Source organism: Deltaproteobacteria bacterium (genome assembly GCA_016875395.1).
In the GTDB taxonomy this organism is placed as follows: Bacteria; Myxococcota_A; UBA9160; order UBA9160; family UBA6930; genus VGRF01.
Genome location: VGRF01000026.1, coordinates 1 through 17,147 on the forward strand (window position 1 = coordinate 1; position 17,147 = coordinate 17,147).

Annotated in this window: 15 protein-coding genes; 13 read left to right on the plus strand and 2 right to left on the minus strand. The window is 72.3% G+C overall.

What is annotated here, in order from left to right; all coding sequences use genetic code 11:
* The first annotated feature begins 96 nt into the window (after nucleotides 1–96).
* The 3 genes from FJ091_17135 (at nucleotide 97) to FJ091_17145 (ending at nucleotide 4,793) form a co-directional block, all read left to right on the plus strand.
* Nucleotides 97–2,385 carry an EAL domain-containing protein gene (locus FJ091_17135; protein MBM4385079.1) on the plus strand — a complete coding sequence of 763 codons (2,289 nt, stop codon included), beginning with the start codon at nucleotides 97–99 and terminating at the stop codon, nucleotides 2,383–2,385.
* A gap of 444 nt (nucleotides 2,386–2,829) precedes the next feature.
* Entirely contained in the window at nucleotides 2,830–4,011 is a 1,182-nt protein-coding gene (gene nagA / locus FJ091_17140) for an N-acetylglucosamine-6-phosphate deacetylase (GenBank protein MBM4385080.1), read from the plus strand.
* Nucleotides 4,008–4,793: an MBL fold metallo-hydrolase gene (locus FJ091_17145; GenBank protein ID MBM4385081.1), complete on the plus strand. Its 786-nt coding sequence runs from the start codon at nucleotides 4,008–4,010 to the stop codon at nucleotides 4,791–4,793. Before nagA ends, FJ091_17145 begins: the two co-directional genes overlap by 4 nt.
* Before the next feature lie 11 nt (nucleotides 4,794–4,804).
* On the opposite strand, the gene FJ091_17150 is transcribed toward FJ091_17145, so the two are convergent.
* Nucleotides 4,805–5,428 (minus strand): class I SAM-dependent methyltransferase, encoded by a 624-nt coding sequence (locus FJ091_17150; GenBank protein ID MBM4385082.1) that lies wholly within the window; start codon nucleotides 5,426–5,428, stop codon nucleotides 4,805–4,807.
* A 161-nt stretch (nucleotides 5,429–5,589) separates the two neighbouring features.
* Between FJ091_17150 and radA the strand changes: the two genes are divergently transcribed.
* The 10 genes from radA to FJ091_17200 all read left to right on the plus strand — a co-directional run bounded on the left by radA (nucleotide 5,590) and on the right by FJ091_17200 (nucleotide 16,111).
* Nucleotides 5,590–7,023, plus strand: coding sequence for a DNA repair protein RadA (gene radA / locus FJ091_17155; protein MBM4385083.1), 1,434 nt, complete (start codon nucleotides 5,590–5,592; stop codon nucleotides 7,021–7,023).
* A gap of 80 nt (nucleotides 7,024–7,103) precedes the next feature.
* Nucleotides 7,104–8,153 (plus strand): polyprenyl synthetase family protein, encoded by a 1,050-nt coding sequence (locus FJ091_17160; protein MBM4385084.1) that lies wholly within the window; start codon nucleotides 7,104–7,106, stop codon nucleotides 8,151–8,153.
* A gap of 86 nt (nucleotides 8,154–8,239) precedes the next feature.
* Nucleotides 8,240–8,542 (plus strand): helix-hairpin-helix domain-containing protein, encoded by a 303-nt coding sequence (locus FJ091_17165; GenBank protein ID MBM4385085.1) that lies wholly within the window; start codon nucleotides 8,240–8,242, stop codon nucleotides 8,540–8,542.
* A 61-nt stretch (nucleotides 8,543–8,603) separates the two neighbouring features.
* Nucleotides 8,604–9,428, plus strand: a complete 825-nt coding sequence (locus tag FJ091_17170) for an ABC transporter substrate-binding protein (protein MBM4385086.1) — start codon at nucleotides 8,604–8,606, stop codon at nucleotides 9,426–9,428.
* Nucleotides 9,425–10,441, plus strand: coding sequence for an iron ABC transporter permease (locus FJ091_17175; protein MBM4385087.1), 1,017 nt, complete (start codon nucleotides 9,425–9,427; stop codon nucleotides 10,439–10,441). Before FJ091_17170 ends, FJ091_17175 begins: the two co-directional genes overlap by 4 nt.
* Nucleotides 10,438–11,214 carry an ABC transporter ATP-binding protein gene (locus FJ091_17180; GenBank protein ID MBM4385088.1) on the plus strand — a complete coding sequence of 259 codons (777 nt, stop codon included), beginning with the start codon at nucleotides 10,438–10,440 and terminating at the stop codon, nucleotides 11,212–11,214. The genes FJ091_17175 and FJ091_17180 overlap by 4 nt, the downstream gene beginning before the upstream one ends.
* Nucleotides 11,215–11,244: 30 nt before the next feature.
* On the plus strand, nucleotides 11,245–12,612 hold the full coding sequence (gene eno / locus FJ091_17185; GenBank protein MBM4385089.1) for a phosphopyruvate hydratase: 1,368 nt from the start codon (nucleotides 11,245–11,247) through the stop codon (nucleotides 12,610–12,612).
* Nucleotides 12,609–13,304, plus strand: a complete 696-nt coding sequence (locus FJ091_17190) for a hypothetical protein (protein MBM4385090.1) — start codon at nucleotides 12,609–12,611, stop codon at nucleotides 13,302–13,304. Before eno ends, FJ091_17190 begins: the two co-directional genes overlap by 4 nt.
* Before the next feature lie 109 nt (nucleotides 13,305–13,413).
* Nucleotides 13,414–14,502, plus strand: a complete 1,089-nt coding sequence (locus tag FJ091_17195) for a dihydrodipicolinate synthase family protein (GenBank protein ID MBM4385091.1) — start codon at nucleotides 13,414–13,416, stop codon at nucleotides 14,500–14,502.
* Complete coding sequence (locus tag FJ091_17200) at nucleotides 14,486–16,111, plus strand: SIS domain-containing protein (protein ID MBM4385092.1); 1,626 nt, start codon at nucleotides 14,486–14,488, stop codon at nucleotides 16,109–16,111. Before FJ091_17195 ends, FJ091_17200 begins: the two co-directional genes overlap by 17 nt.
* 26 nt (nucleotides 16,112–16,137) lie before the next feature.
* Here FJ091_17200 and FJ091_17205 read toward each other — a convergent pair whose 3' ends face one another.
* The gene (locus tag FJ091_17205) at nucleotides 16,138–16,872 is read right to left on the minus strand and encodes a sulfite exporter TauE/SafE family protein (GenBank protein ID MBM4385093.1); all 735 of its coding nucleotides are present in this window, start codon (nucleotides 16,870–16,872) and stop codon (nucleotides 16,138–16,140) included.
* Nucleotides 16,873–17,147: the final 275 nt, after the last annotated feature.

Consider the following 17,147-nt stretch of genomic DNA (forward strand, 5'->3'; position numbering starts at 1 on the left):
GGGGGGGGGGGGGGGGGGGGGGGAGGAGGGGGGGGGGGGGGGGGGGGGGGGGGGACAGCCCTCCTGATCGTGCCCGACCCGGCGCTCGTCCGAGCGTTGTCGCGCATCGCGGAGGGCGTCGGGCTGACTGCGTTCGGGACCCTGTCCCACGAAGCGCCCGAGATGGCGGCGCTCGAAAAGCCCCGCGTCGTGCTGATCGACCTCGCTTTGCCCGGCGACGCGCTGGGGCTCTGTCGCGAGGTGAGGGCGACCGCGCCCGACACGCCGATCATCGCGATCACAGCGGACGCACTGCTCCCGCGCGGCGCGCGCGAAGCCGGCATCACGGACTTCGTGAGCAAGCCGGTCGACCGGGAGCTACTCGCCACGCGCATCGCCTTCCATCTCGAAGCGCCGCCATCGCCGCCGCGTGCGCCGAGCTACGAGATCGAGAGCCGGCTGCGCCGCATCGAGGCTTCGCAGGCGCTCGCGGGCATTGGCTACTGGGAGTGGGACGTCGACACCGACATGGTGCGCGTCAGCCCCGCTGCAGCGGCGGTGCTCGAGCTGCGCGACCCGCTTCCCGAGCGCCTCGAAGACATGATCGCGGAGTGCGTGCCCGCGCCCGATCGCCAGAAGTTCTTCCTCGGTCTGCGCGATGCAGTCGAGGGCCACCTCGCATCCGACGGGCTTCTCGCGAGCCTGCCGGGAGAGCGCAGCACACGCTTCTTGAAGCACTTCGTCTCGGTCACGGCGCGCGGCAACGCACCGCTCGTCACGATCACGGTGCGCGACGTCACGCAGGAGCGCCGCGCCGAGGAGAGCGCGCGCCGCATTGCCTTCTACGACGGCCTCACCGGGCTTCCGAACCGCCGCCTGTTCGAGAAGCGTCTCTCCGCCGCGATGCGCCGCTTCTCCGACAGCCCCGACGCCGTCGCACTCTTGTTCCTAGATCTCGACGGCTTCAAGCAGATCAACGACCGCCTCGGTCACGCCGCCGGTGATGAGTTGTTACGGGTGATCGGGCAGCGCCTGATCGAGTGCGTGCGCAGTAGCGACGAAGTGGCGCGCCCGCAGGCGAGCGCATCGCGCTTCGGCGGCGACGAGTTCGCCGTGCTGCTCACGGGGCTGCGCAGCGCGGACGACGCCGCCGACTGCGCGCGGCGCATCCACGAACGACTCAGCCAGCCGATCGACCTCGATGGCAACGAGGCGCGAGTCGGCGTGAGCGTCGGCATTGCGCTGCATCCGCGCGACGGCGCGACCACCGACGCGCTGCTCACCGCCGCCGATGCAGCGATGTACGGCGCGAAGTCCGATCGCAGCAGCATCTACTGCTTCTTCCGCGCGGACCTTCACGCCGCGACGACGCGCAGCAAGATCGTGCTCGAGCAGCTCAATACGGCCGACCAGCGCGGCGAGCTTTCGCTGGCGTTCCAGCCGAAGTTCGATCTCGCGACGGGTCACATCGCGGGCGCGGAAGTGCTCACGCGCTGGACCAACGCGCTGCTTGGGCAAGTGCATCCGATGGAGTTCATCCCCGTCGCGGAAGAGTCGGGAATCATCCACAAGCTCGGGCGCTGGGTGCTCGACAGCGCCTGCGAGGAAGCCGCGCGCTGGGCGCAGAGCCTGCTCGATCCGCCGTCGATCGCGGTGAACGTCTCGCGCGTGCAGCTCGTGCACGGCGACATCGAGCGCGTGGTGTACGACGCCCTGATGCGCAGCTCCCTCGATCCGCGCCGCCTCGAGCTCGAGATCACGGAGAGCCTGATGATCGAGGGCGAGAACGCGATCGCGCCGCTGCGCGACCTCGGCGCGATCGGACTCACGCTCTCACTCGACGACTTCGGGAGCGGCTACTCGACGCTGGCTTCGCTGGTCCGCTTCCCCGTCAACATCGTGAAGCTCGACCGCGCGCTGGTGAAGGACATCGACTCGAACCCCGACGCCGCGCGCGTGCTGCGCGCCCTGATCCGCATGGCGCACGAGCTCGGCAAACGCGTCGTCGCGGAGGGCGTGGACCGCCCCGGTGTGCTGAGCGTGCTGCGCGAGGTCGAGTGCGACGAAGCAAAGGGCTTCCTGCTCGCGAAGCTGATGACGCCGAGGAGTTCCGAGCGCTGCTGGAGGCGTGGCGCCCGGCTGACGCTTTCGCGAAGTGGCGCTGAGCGCGCGCGGAACTACTTCACCGGCGTGGCCTTGAGCTTGGCGCGGCCTTCTTCCACCACGACGCGGAAGCTCACCTTCGCGGCGCCGAACTTCGCGCGGATCGTTTCTTCCTGCTGGCGGAGCAGTGCGGAGAACTTGTCCCTGGTCAGGCCCGCTGCGCCTTGGCCGGTGCTGCTGCGCGCCTTCGCGTACTCGGTGAAGAGCGCGTCCTCACCGCTCTCCGCGCCGGTCGCGAGCTGAGCGCCAGCCGCCGCCTTGCCGGGCTTCTTGTGTTGCTTCTCCGCGCGCTCGCGCTCGTGGAGGTCGGCCTTGAACAGGTGCCGCTCGTACGTGCCCTCTTCGATCTTGCGGCACGTCTCGTCCCAGAGGCGCTTATGCGTGAAGTAGCGGGCGCGCAGGTTGTTGAAGAGAAAGCGCAGCGCGGTGTTGCGGATCGGCGCGTTGGCATAATAAGCGACGATCTTGTTGACCTCGCCGCGCAGAAGGCTCGGCTCGCGCTTGCGCGCGCCGAGGAAGTACTGCTCGTACTCCATGCGCAGCGTCTTCAGCTTCACGTCGAGCTGATGAAGGTCGGTTTCGGTGTCGGCGCCGAGCTCGGCCATCCCGGATGAATCGGCCTCGCTGCGCGGGGGCTTGATGCGCCGCCCGTTGCGCGCGGTCTGCCGGTGAACCGAGACTCGGGCGATGCTCGCGCTCGAACCCGACGTGCTGCTGGATCCCGAGGCCGCCGCCCCGAGCGGCGGCGTGCTGCTCGTCGAGAACGGGCGCATCGCCGCGCGGCTCGCGGCGGGTGTGCGGACGCCGGAGTCGGCGCGCCGCGTCGCGCTCCCCGGCCTCGCGCTCGCCCCGGGGTTTCTCGACGTGCACTACCACGGTGCGCTCATCTTCACGCTGCCACGCGCAGCACGCGCCGCGCTCGAAGCCGCGGGCCGCGAGCTCCTGGCGACCGGCGTCACCGGCTTTCTCGCAACGACGGTCACTTGGCCCGCGCGCGAGCTGAGCGCGTACGTCGAGGCGTGGGCGGCCGCGGCAGCGCAGCTCGCGAACGCAGCGGAAGCGGCCTCGGTGCTCGGGCTCCACCTCGAAGGTCCGTGGATTCGCCCCGAGGCAGCGGGCGCGCAGCCGCGTTCGGGCATCCGCCCCTATCGCGCCGAGGATGCCGCGCTGTTCGACCGCGCCGCGGGCCTCGTACCCCTCGTCACGCTGGCACCTGAAGCCGAGGGCGCGGACCTCCTCCTCGCCGAGCTCGCGCGGCGCGGCATCGCGGCGTCGCTCGGCCACACGCTGGCGAGCGCCGAGCAGTGCGAGCGCGCGATCGCACAGGGCGCGCGCCACGCGACCCACCTGTTCAACGCGATGGGCGCGTTCCACCAGCGCGCGCCCGGCCTGATCGGCACCGCGCTCGCGAGCGACGCGCTCAGCTGCGACCTCATTTGCGACGGCGTGCACGTGCACCCGAGCGCCGTGCGAGCGGCGGCACGCGCAAAGCGGGATCGGCTCGCGCTGATCACGGACAATGTGGCCGTGCCGGCCGCAGATCAGAATGCGAACGCGCTTGCGTCATTCGATGCGGGCGCCGTTCACGACGACGGCGTCGCGCTGCGCCTCGCCGACGGCACGCTCGCGGGCTCGCGCCTCAGCCTCGACCGCGCCGTCGCGAACGCCGAGGCATTCGGCGCGATGTCGCGCCTCGAAGCGGTGCGCGCCGCCACGCTCGCGCCCGCGCGGCTGCTCGGCATCGAGCGCGAGCGAGGCACGCTGCGTGAAGGTGCTCGCGCCGACTTCGCGCTGCTCGATGCGAGCGGCGCGATCGCTGAAACCTGGCTTGCGGGGCGTTGCGTCTACCGACGCGGAGACGATCGATGATCTTCCGGCAACTCTTCGATCCCGAGACCTCGACCTACACCTACTTGCTGGCGGACGAGACGACGCGGGAAGCCGTGCTGATCGACCCGGTCCGCGAGCACTCCGAGCGCGACGCAACGCTGGTACGCGAGCTCGGTCTCGCGCTGCGCTTCACGCTCGAGACGCATGTCCACGCGGACCACATCACGGGGGCCGACGCGCTGCGCGAAAAGCTCGGTTCGCGCGCCGGGGTGGGCGCCGCCGCGGGTGTCGGGTGCGCGGACCTCGCGCTCGCGGACGGCGCGGCGGTGCGCGTGGGCGGGCTCGAGCTGCGCGCGATCGCGACGCCGGGGCACACGAGCGGCTGCACCACCTACACCTGCGCCGCCGCCGGCATGGCCTTCACCGGCGACGCGCTCTTGATCCGCGGCTGCGGCCGCACCGACTTCCAGCAGGGCGACGCGCGCACGCTCTTCCGCTCCGTGCGCGAGCGCATCCTCACCCTGCCGGACGCGACGCTGCTCTACCCCGGCCACGACTACCGCGGCCGCACCGTCACGACCGTCGCCGAGGAAAAACGCTGGAACCCGCGCCTCGGCCTCGCGCGCAGCGAGGACGACTTCGTCGCGATCATGGCCGCGCTGAAGCTCGACTACCCGAGGCGCATGGACGAGTCCGTGCCTGCGAACCTGCGCTGCGGCACCGGCCCGATGCCCGCACTGCGCGCGCCCGCGGTCGCGAACCTCGTCGCTGGCCAGGCAGGCCGGCAGGACGTCGAGGTGGACTTCGGCGCGGGCATCTAGCCCGCGGCAGCTCAGCGCACGCCCACGCCTCGGTACATCTCCCCGAACATGCGCGGCGCATCGGGCGCGAGGAACCGGTCGAGCCTCGCGAGCGTGAAGCCGCCCTCGCGCACCACGGCGTCGATGCGGCGGTTCACGTTGCAGCCGCACGCGAGCACGCGGTGAATCGGGTTCCAGCGGTCCTGCCAGCGCGCGGTCTTCTCGTCGTCGCTGCGCCCATGCTCGATGAAGTGCAGCGTCGCGCCGGGCTTCAGCACGCGGTGCGCCTCGCGCAGCGCGGCCACGGGGTCCGGAATCGTGCACAGCGTCCACGTGATCGCGCACGAGTCGAAGCGCGCGTCGTCAAACGGGAGCCGCCCGTCGGCGCGCAGGTGATGCACGTCCACCGGAAACGGCGCCGCCGCGATGCGCGCCCGCACGCGCTCCGGCAGCGCGTCCATCGGGTCCACCGTGGTGACGCGCGAAACGCCCGCTGGGTAGTACCTGAGATTCAGCCCCGTGCCGAAGCCGATCTCCAGCACATCGCCGTGTGCGCCGGCGAGGGCCTCGCCGCGCATCTCGCCCATGTTCTTCATGATCGCGTCGAGCGCGCGGGGAAAGACCTTGCGCTCGTAGAAGTCGTAGATGAAGCCCACATGACCTCCGCATCCGAACGCTCGATGTAGCGCGGCTCGCCGGCGGAGCGGTTTGCGAAGTCGACAAGGAGAGAAGTGCGCCTCGATTTGATCGAAGAGCGCACCGCCGCCGCACGCCCCCGCTACGGTCGGCCCTCCCGGTCCCGCGGAAGTGAGAAAGAATGGCGCGCGCACGTTCGGTGTTCGTTTGCTCGGAGTGCGGGACGCAGCAGCCTCGAATGCTCGGGCGCTGTCCTGGCTGCGGAGCATGGGAGACGCTCGTCGAGGAGTCGGTGGGCGGCGCGGAGAGCGCGCCCGCTTCGAGCCTCGTCGCGGCGCCGGAAGCGACGTCGGGCTGCGCGCGTCCGCTTGCGGATGTGGACGCCGAAGCGGCGCCGCGAGTCGTCACGGGCATCGCGGAGCTGGATCGCGTGCTCGGCGGCGGGCTCGTGCCGGGCAGCGTCGTGTTGTTAGGCGGCGAGCCGGGGATCGGGAAGAGCACGCTGTGCCTACAGCTCGCGGCCAACGTCGCAGCGGCGCACGGCGCGGTGCTCTACGTCAGCGGCGAGGAGAGCCTCGAGCAGGTGCGGATGCGCGCGGGGCGGCTCGGCGCGGTGCCGAAGTCGCTGCTCGCGCTCGCGGAGACCCGCGTCGAGGCGCTCGCGGCGCCGTGGCAGGACGCGCGACCGAAGCTCGTGCTCGTGGATTCGGTGCAGACGCTGCGCACCGAGCGCGTGCCGTCGGCACCGGGCTCCGTCGCGCAGGTGCGCGAGAGCGCGGCGCTGCTCGCCGCCACGGCGAAGGCGCAGGGCGTGCCGCTCGTGCTCGTCGGCCACGTGACGAAAGACGGCGCGCTCGCCGGCCCGCGCGTGCTCGAGCACCTCGTCGACGTCGTGCTCACCTTCGAGGGCGATCGCGGCCACCCCTATCGAATCTTGCGGGCCACGAAGAACCGCTTCGGTGCGACCGACGAGCTCGGCGTGTTCACGCACGAGGAGAAGGGGCTCGTCGCGGTCGAGAATCCGAGCGAGCTGTTCCTCGCGGAGCGCCAAGCCGGCGCGCCGGGCTCGTGCGTCATGCCCGTGATCGAGGGCACGCGCCCGTTGTTGTTGGAAGTGCAGGCGCTCGTTGCGCCCGCGGGCTACGGCACCGCGCGCCGCACGTGTCTCGGCGTCGACGACGGCCGCGTTGCGCTGCTGCTCGCCGTGCTCGATCGCCGCACCGACGTCGACCTGCTCTCGCGCGACGTGTTCGTGAACGTGGTCGGCGGCATGCGCATCACGGAGCCCGCCGCGGATCTCGCGGTCGCGCTCGCGATCGCTTCGAGCCGCCTCGATCTGCCGCTGCCCGCCGACGTTGCCGCGTGCGGCGAGGTCGGCCTCGGCGGCGAGGTGCGCCGCGTCGGCCGCATCGAGCAGCGCCTGCGCGAGGCCGCGCGGCTCGGCTTTCGCCGCGTGCTCGTTCCCGCACAGCTCGCCGCCACGAGTGTCGGCGGCGCGGAGGCGATCGGCGTCGCGGACATCGCGGCAGCCGTGGCGTGGCTGCGCGCGCAGCCTCCGAAAGCAAGCTCCGAGCGGCCGCGTGAACGCAGCTCGTTCACGCCCCGTGACTTCTAGTTAACTACTCGTTTTTGCTCGTTTTTTCCTGCTTCTCCCATTGCGCGCCGCGAGCGGCGCAGGGTAGGCTCGAAAGCCTAATGACTGAGCGAGTTGCAACGCCCGCTGCCCTCTCCGCCGCGCTGAAGCGAAGCGCGCCCGTGCTCGAGCAAGTCGAGCGCACGATGCGCGAAGCGATCGCCGGCGATCACGCGCTGATCGGCGAGATCGGCGATCACGTGCTGTCGAGCGGCGGCAAGCGCCTACGCCCGCTGCTCGTGATGCTCGCCGCCGAGCTGTGCGGCTACGACGGCCCGCGCCGCGTGCAGATCGCCGCCGCGATCGAGCTGCTCCACACCGCGACGCTGCTGCACGACGACGTGGTCGACCTCGCGACGCTGCGCCGCGGCAAGGAGGCCGCGCGTGCGATCTGGGGCAACCGCCGCGCCGTGCTCGTGGGCGATTACTTCTATGCGCGCGCGTCTTCGATGATCGTCGAAGATGGCAACTTGGACATTCTCTCGATCTTCGCCGACACGATCCGGCGCATGTCCGAAGGCGAGCTGCTGCAGCTCGAGCGCAGCTTCGATCCCGACGTGACCGAGGCGCACTACTACGCGGTGATCGATCGCAAGAGCGCGTCGCTGATCGCCGCCGCAGCCGAGGCCGGCGCGATTCTCGCGGGCGTGACGCGCGCCGAGCGCCGCCGCCTCGCGCAGTACGGCCGCGAGTTCGGCCTCGCCTTCCAGCTGCGCGACGACGCGCTCGACTACTCGGCCAGCGAAGCCGAGCTCGGCAAGAGCCCGTACACCGACGTGCGCGAAGGCAAGGTCACCCTGCCGCTCCTGCTCACGCTGAAGCGCGCGACCGCGACCGAGCGCGATGCCGTCGCCGCGGTGCTGAAGACGGCGGCGCGCCGCGCGGCGGAGCTGCAGGCCGAGGGCATCACCGCGATCGACCAGGCGTTGGGGCGCGGCGAGCTCGCGCCGGTGGTCGAGCTGATCGAGCGCCACCACGGCATCGCCGACACGAATCGCCGCGCGCGCGAGCACATCGCGCGCGCCGCCGAAGCCATCGCGCCGTTCCCCGACGGCCCGAGCAAGAACGCCCTCCTCGCCGCGGCGGACTACGCCGTCGGCCGCGAAAGCTGAGCTCGCGCGCGCCTCGGCGCGCGTGTCCCAGGTCTCTCCCCGCGGTCCCGCGGAAGCAACACGCAATGACCCGCAACATCGGGCGCATCCGCGCCCTTCTCTCGGCCCTCGCTCTCGGACTTGTCCTCCTCACCACCTCGGCCCCCACGTTCGCCGCGGCGAAGCTCTCGGGCGTCGTCAACGTGAACACCGCCTCGCCGGAGCAGCTGTCGCTGCTGCCGGGCATCGGCGAAGCGCGCGCCCGCGAGATCGTCGCCGCGCGCGCGAAGCAAGGCGGCTTCAAGCGCGTCGAGGATCTGCTCGCGGTCAAGGGCATCGGCGAAGCGAGCCTCGCCAAGCTGCGCCCGTACGTCGCGCTGCAGGGCGAGACGACGCTGAAGCAGCAGTAGCGAGAACGGAGCGCCGGAGCGCCGCGGTGCCGCGGCGCTCCGGCGTGCTATCCGGCGCTCCGTGCCTCGACGCGCCATCACTCTCGCCGCGCTCTGCTTCTCGCTCGCGTTCGCTGCGCGCGCGGAGCCAGCGCAGCGCGTCGTCTCGCTGAATCCGTCGCTCACTGCGATGGCGCTTGCGCTCGGAGCGCGCGCGCAGCTCGTGGGCGTGGACGACTTCTCCGCGCGGCAAGAGCCCGCGGCTCGCGACCTCACACGCGTCGGCGGGCTCTATGACTCGAGCCTCGAGGCGGTCGTCGCGCTGCGGCCCGATCTCGTGATGCTCGTGCCGAGCGCCGAGCAGCGCAGCTTTCAGGAGCAGCTCGCCGCGCTGGGGATTCGCCGATTCGTCGCCGACCCCACGAGCTACGACGAAGTGCTCGCGACGATCCGCGCCGTCGGGAGTGAGCTCGGGCGCGAGCGCGAGGCCGCAGCGCGCGTGGCGCAGCTGCGCGCCGCACGCGAGCGCGCCGAGGCTGCGAGCGCGCGCCGGCCGCGTGTGCGCGCGCTGCTCGTGCTGCAACGCGACCCGCTCTTCGTCGCGGGCGCGGGCACATTCGTGGACGACATGCTGCGCGCCGCCGGCGCTGACAACATCGCCACCGAGCTGCCTGGCACCTGGCCGCGCGGCTCGCGCGAGTGGCTGCTCGCGGCCAAGCCCGAAGTGATCCTCGATTCCACCGACGAGCCCGAGCCTGCCGCCGAGTTCTGGGCGCGCTGGCCTTCGCTGCGCGCGCGCGTGGTCTCGTTGCCGGCGGGCGCCGTCACGCTGCCCGGGCCGTACCTCGATCGCGCGCTCGCGCTGATCGAGGCTGCGCTGCATCCGCAAACCGCAGCCGCGCCGTGAGCGACTCGCTGACCCTCGCGCGCCTTGCGCGCGTGCTCGCAGGTCTCGCGCTGCTGCTGTTCTTCGCGCTCGCGCTCGGCGTCGCGGTCGGCCCGTCGGGGCTCGCGCTCGGCGAGGTGCTCGCCGCGCTGCGGGGAGGCGCGGACGACGTCGCGCGCGACATCGTCGTGCGCGTGCGGCTCCCGCGCGTGCTGCTCGCCGCCGGTGTCGGCGCCTCGCTCGCGACCGCGGGCGCAGCGTTCCAAGCGCTGCTGCGCAACCCGCTCGCGGACCCGTTCATCCTCGGCGTCTCGGGCGGCGCCGCGCTCGGCTCCATTGTCGTGATTTCGCTCGGTGCGGCCCTCGGCGTCGCAGCGAGCGCCGCACCCGTCGCCGCGTTCGCCGGAGCGGTCGCCACCGTGTTGTCATTGCTCGCGACCGCCGGCCCGCGCGGCCGGCTCGATCCGACGCGTCTGCTTCTGATCGGCGTCGTGTTCAACGCGCTCGCCTCCGCCGCGATCGTGTTCCTCGCCTCGATCGCCGGGCTCGCCGAGGGCTCGAAGATCTTCCTCTACCTGATCGGCAACCTCTCCGACGCGCGGCCCGCGCTCGCGGGCTGGATCGCCGCCTTCCTCGCGCTCGGCCTCGCCGGCGCGCTGCCGTTCGCGCGCGCGCTCAATGCGCTCGCGCTGGGCGACGACACCGCCGCGCTGCTCGGCTTCGAGCCCGCGCGCGTGAAGCTCGCGCTGCTGCTGACGACCTCGCTCTTGGTGGGCGCCGCGGTTGCGGTCGCGGGCCTCGTCGGCTTCGTCGGCCTGATCGTTCCGCACGCGCTGCGGCTGCTCTTCGGCGCGGACCATCGGCTGCTGTTGCCGGCCTCCGCGCTCGGCGGCGCGGCGTTCCTCGTCGCGTGCGATGCGCTCGCGCGCACCGCGCTCGGCGGGCCCGAGCTTCCCGTGGGCGCCATCACGGCGCTGGTCGGCGGGCCGCTCTTCCTCGTGTTGTTACGGAAGCGCGCGGGGCTCAGCTCGTGACCGCGGCGCTCGCGCTCGACTCCGTCACGGCGCTGCGCGGCGCTCGGCGCGTGCTCGACGGCGCGTCGCTCGCGCTCGCGTTCGGCGAGGTGCTCGTGCTCGCGGGGCGCAACGGCGCGGGCAAGACGACGCTGCTGCGCGTGGCGACGGGTCTCGCCGTGCCGAGCGCGGGGCGCGTTGTGCTCGCTGGCCGTGCGCTCGCGGAGCTGCCCCGCGCCGAGATCGCGCGCAGCGTTGCGCTCGTGCCGCAGGACACGCACGTGCCCTTCCCGTTCAGCGCGTTCGAGATCGTGCTGATGGGCCGCGCGCCGCATCTCGGCGCGTTCGGCTTCGAGTCGCGCGAGGACCGCCGCATCGCGAGCGCGTGCCTGGAGCGCCTCGGCATCGCGGCGCTCGCAGCACGCGGCATCGACGAGCTCTCGGGCGGCGAGCGCCAGCTCGTCACGATCGCGCGCGCGCTCGCGCAGGAGCCGCGCGTGCTGCTGCTCGACGAGCCCACCGCGCACCTCGACCTCGCGCACCGCCTCGCGCTCGAAGCGCTGCTGCGCGACCTCGCGCGCGAAGGCAAGGCGGCGCTGCTCGTGTCGCACGATCTTGCCGGCGCAGCGCGCGTGGCGGACCGCATCGCGCTGCTCGCGAGCGGCCGCGTGCTCGCGAGCGGCACGGCGCGCGAGGTGCTGCGCCCCGAGCTGATGCGCGAGGCGTTCGGCGTCGAGGCGACGCTCGTGGAAACGAGCGAAGGGCCCGTAGTAGCGCCGAAGCGAGCAGGTTAGGTTGCGCGCCAAGCGGAGGGTGCGAGGTCGATGGCGAAGCGGCGGGCGGCGAAGAAGAAGGCGGCGAAGCGAACTGCGAAGGGGAAGCCGGCGGCGAATCGCAGCGCGCTCGCGATCGCGAAGATCGCCGCGTTCGAGATTCTCGACTCGCGGGGCAACCCCACGCTCTCGGTGGAAGTAACGACTTCGAGCGGACACGTGGGCCGCGCCGCGGTTCCGTCCGGCGCGTCGACCGGCTCGCGCGAAGCGCTCGAGCTGCGCGACAAAGATCCCGCGCGTTACCTCGGCAAGGGTGTGACGCGCGCCGTCGCGAACGTGAACGGCGAAGTGGCGCGCAAGCTGCGCGGCGCGGCGCTCGGCGGGCTCGCGGAGCAGCGCGCGCTCGATGCGGCGCTGTGCGCGCTCGATGGCACGGAGACGAAGTCGCGGCTCGGCGCCAACGCGCTGCTCGGCGTCTCGCTCGCGGCGGCGCACGCAGCGGCTGCGGCGGCCGGCGCGCCGCTTTATCGCTGGATCGGCGGCAGCAAGGCCACGCTCTTGCCCGCGCCGATGATGAACGTCGTGAACGGCGGCGCGCACGCCGACAACAACGTCGACCTGCAGGAGTTCATGCTCTACCCCGTCGGAGCGCCGAGCTTTCGCGAAGCGCTGCGCTGGGGCGCCGAGATCTTCCACAAGCTGCGCGCCGTGCTGCACGACAAGGGCTATTCGACGGCGGTCGGCGACGAGGGCGGCTTCGCTCCCGATCTCAAGAGCAACGTCGAGGCGATGGAGCTCGTGATGCGCGCGATCGAGGCCGCGGGCTACCGGCCCGGCGAGCAGGTCGCGATCGCGCTCGATCCCGCGACGAGTGAGCTCTACGAGGGCGGCATCTACGACCTCGCGGGCGAGGGCGCGAAGAAGTCGAGCGAGGAGATGGTCGAATTCTGGGCCGACTGGTGCGCGCGCTATCCGATCGTGTCGATCGAGGACGGCCTCGCCGAGCAGGACTGGGACGGCTGGGCGCGCCTGACGACTCGGCTCGGCGATCGCGTGCAGCTCGTGGGCGACGACCTGTTCGTGACGAATCCGAAGATCCTGCGCGAGGGCATCGAGAAGCGCGTCGCGAACGCGATCCTGATCAAGGTGAACCAGATCGGGACGCTCTCGGAGACGCTCGAGGCGATCGCGATCGCGAAGCAGGCCGGCTACGGGGCGATCTCGTCGCACCGCTCGGGCGAGACGGAAGACACCACGATCGCGGACCTCGCGGTGGCGACGGGCGTGGGTCAGATCAAGACCGGCTCGCTCTGCCGCACGGACCGCATCGCGAAGTACAACCGCTTGCTGCGCATCGAGGCCGAGCTCGGCGCGCGAGCGAAGTACGCGGGCCGCAGCACGCTCGCGGGAGCGAAGTGAGGCGCTCGCTCGCTTCGCTCCTGCTGGCGTTCACGCTCGCAGGCGTCGCAGAGGCGCGCATCCCCGCGCCCGAGACGGTGGCGCGCGCCGCAGCGGATGCATCTCGCGCGCAGGGCCGTAACAAGTCGTTCCGCTTCGACGTCGCGGTGCGCACGAATCCCGCCGCTGCGCCGATTGCGCGCGGCGAGCTGCTGGCGTCACCGAGCGGCAGCGCGCGCATCGAGCTGCGCCACGACGAGGGCTTCAGCGAGCGGCAGCTGCGCCGCGCGAGCGGCCTCGGCGCGACCCGCGACGGCGAGCCCCTGGCAGACGCGCATCCGCTCGCGCCGCCATTCTGGGCGCTGCAGGCCGCGACCGGCGGCGAGCTGCTGGCGCGCCTCGGGGAGCTCGGCGGCTCACCGGCGCTGATCGCGCTCGGCTACGACGGCGCGCGCGATTGCTACGTGCTCGGCGGGAGCGGCGGCGGCGCGGCGATCTGGGTCGACAAGGACACCTACCAAGTCGCGCGCGTCGATCTCGCCGACGGCACCAAGGTGCGCTTCCTCGCCTGGGCGAGCCGCGGCGGCGCGATCCTGCCAGGCACGATCGAGATCGAGACGTCCGCGCTCACGTTCACACTCGAGCTGACGAACGCCGCGGTCGCGACGCCCGCGGTGGACGCGTTCGCGGAGGCGTGGCTGCTCGGGCCTTGAGACGGATTCGAACGCGCGGCCGACGGCAGCCGCGAGCCGTGACGGCAACTCCATCTCGCCTGCGCTGGGCTCGACCTGCCCGCGCGGTCTCCCGCTAGCGTCGCGCCTCATGCGCTCCCTCGAGCACACGCGCCCGCGCCCAGGACTCTCGGTACCAGTTGTTACGGCGCTGTCGGCGCGCGGCGAGCTGATCGAAGCGGATCAGCGTGCGCTCGTACGCTTCGTGATTCAGAGCGGCTGGGGCGCGGACATCGTGTTCGCGAACGGCACGACGGGCGAATGGGATCGCGTCGGTCCCGAGACGGGGCGGCGCGTCGTCGCGATCTGCGCGGAGGAAGTGAAGAAGGCGAGCACGGAGCTCGCCGAGGGAGAGCGCGTCGAGTGCTGGGCGGGCGTGACCGCGGCGACGCGCGCCGAGACGCTCGCGAGCGCGAGCGCTGCAATCGCCGCCGGCGCCGATGCGCTCGTGATCGCGCCGCTCGCGATTCGCGACGTCAGCGACGCGGTGCAGTTCGTCGCACGCGACGTGGGTGATCTGCTCGACGCGAGCCCGCGGCGAGTCCCGGTCTATCTCTACGACAACGCCGCGATCGCGGCTGATCCGCACCGCACGCACATCCGCACGAAGCAGGTGAAGGCGCTCTCGCGGCTCGACTTCGTGCGCGGCATCAAGGTGAGTGCGCCGCGGAAGGTGCTCGGCAACTACACGCAGGCCGCGCGCCAGTTCCGCGAGCGCGGCGAGTTCGGCATCTACGTCGGCGACGCGATGACGATCTTCGACGTGTTCCGCCCGCGCGCCGGAATCGCCGGCGTGCTGAGTGATTACTGGCAGCGCTTCTGGCTCTCGGGCGGGCTCCCGATCGGCGTCGTGTCGGGCCCCGCGAACGCGCTGCCGCGCGAGTGGGCGCACGCGTGGCAGGCGTGCCGCGCGGGAGACGCGGAGCGCATGGCCGCAGCGGAGCGCGTGCTCAGCGAGTTTCGCGCGGCGACGAAGGCCGGCGGCGCGAGCCGCACGATCGCGTGCCTCAAGCGCGCGCTGCTCGCGCAGGGCGTGCTCACGAGCGATGCCGTCGCTTCGGGCACGCCCGCGCTCGGAGCGGAGGATGCGGCGCGCTTCGATGCCGCGTTCGCCCGCGTGCGCGCGCTCGCGCGGGAGGTCCTCGAGCCAACCTGGGTGACCCATGAGCGATCGGCCTAACAAGCGGACCGTCGGCATCGGCAGCATGGTCGCGGACCGCATTCACCGCGTGCCGCGCATTCTCGCGAGCGACCAGAAGGGCATCATGCGCGCCGGCGCGGACGGGCGCACCGCGGAGCTGCGCGTCGGCGGCGTCGTGCTGAATCACCTCGGCTGGGCCGCGGTGCTCGGGCTGCCGGTGGGCATCTTCGGCAAGCAGGCCGACGACGCGAACGGGCGCTTCCTGCGCGACGCGATGGATCGCTTCGGCATCGCGAAGGACATCGTGCTCGACGGCTCGGCCAGCTCGTTCGCCGACATTTACGTCGACGACTCCGGCGGCCGCGCGATCTACATGGCGCCCGGCGCGACGAGCGAGACGACCTACTCGCACGTGCGCCGCCACCACGAGCGCACGATCGCGAGCGCGCTGCGCGCGACGACGGAGGTCTCGCAGCTGCCGCTCGCTGCGGCGAACGAGGTGTGCCGGCTCGCGGAGGTGGCGGGCGTGCCCACGCTCGTCGACCTCGACGTCCCGCCTTCGGACGCCGTGCCGCAGCTCGGCACGCAGGCCGAGCTGGAGCAGCTGCTGCGGCGCGCGAAGATCCTGAAGCCGTCGAGCGCGGCGGCGCGCGAGCTCGTGCTCACGGCGAGCGGCGACGCGCTCGCGAGCGCAAGGAAGCTCCGCGAGCGCTACGGGAACGAAGCCGTGGTCGTTACGGACGGCGAGGCGGGCTGCGCCGTCGCCACCGCGCGCGAGGCGCTGCGCGTGCCGGCGTACGCGGTCGCGAGCGTCGTCGACACCACGGGCGCGGGCGACGCGTTTCTCGGCGGCGTACTCGTCGGGCTCGCCGCGGGTCTCGGCTGGGAAGACATCGCGCGGCTCGGCAACGCCTGCGGCGCGGCATGCGTCGAGAAGCTCGGCGCGTTCCCCGACGACGCCATCGCCGCGCGCGACGCCGTGCTCGCGCGCTACGACGGCGCCGCGCTGCCGAGCTGGGTGATACGCGGGCTCGCGGTCACGCCCGAGGCGCTGCCGGCAAACGAGGCGCTCGTCGCCTACGACGTTGCGCTCAGCGAGCTCGCCGGGCTGCGCAAGCGGCTCGACGCGGCGGCGTTCGAGCGCGTGGTCGGATTGATCGACGCGGCGCGCGCGAGCGGCGGGCGGGTGCACGTGACGGGCATCGGCAAGCCCGAGCACATCGCACGCTACGGGGCGGCGCTGCTCGCCTCGGTGGGCACCCCTGCGTCGTTCCTGCACGCGACCGAGACGATGCACGGCAGCGCCGGGCAAGTCGTGCGAGGCGACGTCGTGATCGCGATCAGCAACAGCGGCGAGACGCGCGAGCTGCTCGCGGCCGTCGGCGCGGTGAAGGCGCTCGGCGCGCAGCTCGTCGCGATCACGGGCGCCCCGCGCTCCTCGCTCGCGCAGCTCGCTGCGGTCGTGCTCGACGCGGGCGTCGCGCAGGAAGGCGGCGGCCTCGGCCTCGCTCCGCGCGCGAGCGCGGCGGCCGAGTTGTTAGTGGTCGCCGCGCTCTCCGCCGCACTCGAGCACGCGCGCGGCCTCACGCGCGCCGAGTACCACGCGCTGCACCCGGCGGGCGGGCTCGGAGCGAAGAGCGGCGGCTAGCGGATTCCGCCTGCGCGGAAGCTTCGTCACGTGAAGACCAGCTTCAGGCCCGCGATCACGAGCACCAGCGCGAGCAGCTGGCGGATCCGCGACGACGGCAAGCGCTTGCTGCCGAGGTAAGAACCGATCGCGCCGCCGGCTCCCGCGGCGCCGGCGAGCGCGAGGGCGCCGATCGGGAACTCGCGCGTCGCGGTGAGGTTGCCCGCGAGGCCGGCGATCGAGTTCACCAGGATGAAGGGCGCGCTCACGGCGGCGGCGGTGCGCAAGCTCGCCCAGCGGAAGAACAGCAGCAGCGGCGTGAGGAAGATGCCGCCGCCCGTACCTGTTAGGCCCGCGAGCACGCCGATCGCGCCGCCGCTCGCGATCGCCGCGGCGCGCGGTGGCAGGCGCGTCTCCTCGGCGTCGCGCTGCGGGATGACGAGGCGCGTAGCCGCGAAGAGCAGCACCGCGCCGACGATCAGCTTGAACGCGCGCGGCGGCAGCTCCGCGGCGCCCCCGAAGAACGCGAGCGGCGCCGCGAGCACGGCGAACGGCCAGAACAGCGCGAAGGAGAAGAAGCCCGCGCGAAAGAACTGCACGCTGCCGATGCTCGCGACGAGGATGTTCAGCGCGAGCGCGGTGGGCTTGATGAACGCCGGCGCGAGCGCGAACAGCGACATCACCGCGATGTAGCCCGACGAGCCGCCGTGCCCGACCGACGAGTACAGCACCGCCATCGCGAAGATCGCGGCGAGCAGCGCGGGCGTGATCTCGGGCGTCATTGCGCGCGGTGAATAGCGCGGACGCGGACGCGACCGGACACCAGCGCCTGCCCGCGAACACTCCGCGAGCCGAGAGGAGCGGGGACGTTCCGCAAGAAAGTAAAGCAGGACTTTCTTTACCTACTTGCGGAACGTCCCCGGCTGGCTCGTCCCCGACTGGCACTCAGCCCTTCTCTTCTGACAGCCGCACAGTCAGCAGGACGCCCGTACCCGCCCGCGAACCGAGAGGAGCAGGGACGTTCCGCAAGAAAGTAAAGCAGGACTTTCTTTACTTA